Here is a 1,775-nt window from a genome sequence, read left to right as displayed (position 1 = left end):
GGCGTTGGGCGCGCGGATGATATCCTGCGTCACTTCTGTAACCCATTGACCCAGCGTTTCTATCTTTTCTCGCTGCTCTGACTGCTGTTGAGCTTGTTGCAGTCCGTGCAGCGATCGCTCTAACTGGTAGGCTTTTTCTCGCTCTTGTAGTTCACTCATCCGCAGAGCCGACTCAAGCTGCTGATATTGCACCAGTTCCAGCTTAAGAGTCTGGCTCATTTCGAGCATTTGCTTCATGGTTGAAAAGGCTCTGAGTGCCGTAACCACGACAATAAACAGCTTTTCGGAGGTCAGCTCTGTTTTGGTTTTATAATCATCAATTCCGTAATTGGCGACTAAAACCGCTTCGGGAGCCTGTCCCGGCTGCCCCGTTCGTAAAATAATTCGGACAGCCAAGTTGCCCAACTCTTCCCGGACATACTGAATCAATTCCAAGCCCGCATTCTCGGTTTCCATCACCACATCCAGAAAAATAATGGCGGTATCTGGATGCGCTTGGATTAGCTGTTTTGCTTCTCGCAGCGAGTAAGCGCTAACAAAGCTGAGTAACTGATTCTCAAAGGCAAAGTCACTCAGAGACAGCTTGGTCACTTCATGAACTTCAACATCATCATCGACGATTAAGATTTTCCAGCATTCCTTAAGCGGGTCTAACTCGGCTTCTTCAGCAGATGGGAACTCATCCTCCTGAGCAAAAATAACCTCATCGTCTTGAGAGGCAGGGAGAGGGTTTTGGGCGTTGCTCGACATGGACCAGCCTTCTGTAAAGATGCTTAAGTTTTCGGCAGCTTGATGACAAACCGGGTTCCTTCAAACGGCTGACTCTCGCATTGAATCGTTCCGCCTAGCTTCTGAGTGACCAGGTTATAGACGATATGCAATCCCAACCCACTACCTCCCTGACCCCGTTTCGTGGTGAAGAAGGGTTCAAAGATCTTGCTCAGGTTTTCTGGAGGAATTCCCTGACCATCATCAGCATACTCAAGAATAACTTGCTCCTCGGTCTGGCTTAAAGTCAGCGTAATATGTCCACGATCGTCGGGTGCATATGCATGCAGCAGCGAATTCATTACCAGGTTGGTGACAATTTGGGAAAATGCGCCAGGATAGCTGTTGAGGCTGAGGTGACGATCACCGTGCACCTCGACCGTATGCTTTGTCAAACCAAGTTTTGGGCTAAGCTGAAGCAAAATCTCTTGTAGATAAGCGTTGAGGTTAAACACCCGCTGAGATTCACTGAATTGATCGACGGCAACTTGCTTAAAACTCTGAATTAGCTCTGCGGCTCGGTTAAGATTCGCCAAGGTCAGCCGACTACTCTGTTGCGCCACATCCAGAAACTTTTCTAACTCAGAACGCTTCATCGTCCCGCGCTGGAAATAGTCAGACAACGCGGCGGTCTTTTCTGCCAGCAGCGAGGCAGCTGTGACGCCAATGCCGATCGGTGTATTAATTTCGTGCGCAATTCCGGCAACGAGTCCGCCCAAAGCCGCCATTTTCTCTGTTTGAATCAGGTGAGCCTCTGCCTGCCGCAAATTGTGCAGCGTTTGTTCGAGCTGTCGCGCCTTTTCCTGTAGCTGCAACTCTGCAAGCTGTCGCTCTTCCACCTCCTGCTGAAGCTGTAGGTTTTGCTTATCCAGTTCTTCTTGCGCCAGTTGCCGACTCTCCTGCGTCAGCACTAGCCACCAAGACCCCATGCCAATCAGCACGAAAAAAACCGCAGACACCTCGATTAAGGTTGCAGTCAGCCGATCGATCGTCAGCGCAGGCAGATC

Annotated in this window: 2 protein-coding genes; both read right to left on the bottom strand. The window is 50.0% G+C overall.

The window, feature by feature from the left end; all coding sequences use genetic code 11:
- Positions 1-750, bottom strand: a 750-nt coding sequence (locus H6F43_RS00200) for a response regulator (protein WP_190340030.1), incomplete at its 3' end; no start/stop codon positions are given.
- A 23-nt stretch (positions 751-773) separates the two neighbouring features.
- On the bottom strand, positions 774-1,775 hold a 1,002-nt coding region (locus H6F43_RS00195; RefSeq protein ID WP_199290069.1), incomplete at its 5' end, for a HAMP domain-containing sensor histidine kinase.

It is taken from the genome of Leptolyngbya sp. FACHB-36 (assembly GCF_014695955.1).
Classification (GTDB): domain Bacteria; phylum Cyanobacteriota; class Cyanobacteriia; order Leptolyngbyales; family Leptolyngbyaceae; genus FACHB-36.
Note: the sequence above shows the minus strand (reverse complement) of the source record. Positions and strands in the feature narration are given on the sequence as shown.